This is a genomic window from Stenotrophomonas sp. 3diitr2024 (assembly GCF_042136455.1).
GTDB lineage: Bacteria > Pseudomonadota > Gammaproteobacteria > Xanthomonadales > Xanthomonadaceae > Stenotrophomonas > Stenotrophomonas sepilia.
In genome coordinates this window covers 1-342 of sequence record NZ_JBHHMJ010000404.1, presented here as the reverse complement: position 1 = coordinate 342, position 342 = coordinate 1, and the positions used below count along the sequence as shown (strand labels likewise).

2 pseudogenes are annotated in these 342 nt (G+C 71.6%); both read right to left on the bottom strand.

From position 1 onward, the window contains the following. A pseudogene (locus ABGA94_RS10015) lies at positions 1 to 192 on the bottom strand (hypothetical protein); the annotation flags it as partial. A gap of 19 nt (positions 193 to 211) precedes the next feature. Beyond that, positions 212 to 342: pseudogene (locus tag ABGA94_RS10010) on the bottom strand (class I tRNA ligase family protein); the annotation flags it as partial.

The window sequence follows — 342 nt, the reverse complement described above, 5'->3', positions numbered from 1 at the left end:
CACGCCTGCCAGCAACGCCGCGATCGACACCGCCGTGCGCATGATGCCCGGGCCGCCGGCCGTAATCGCTGCGGCGAACAGCATTTCCTTGGACAGGAAGCCGTTGAGCAGCGGGATCCCGGCCATCGCCACCAGGGGCAGGCGGGGGGCGGTGCGCAGGCACTCGGCGGCAGCGCCACCGTAGGCGCGCACCAGTCCACCGGCGCCCAGCTTGATGCCGCCGAACCAGCGCGTCCATCAGGGTCTGCTGGAAGGCGTGGCCCATGTGCAGGGTGCCGGTCACGTTCGGCGGCGGCAGCAGGATGGTGTACGGCTCGCCCGTGCCGGACGGCTTGAAGTGGC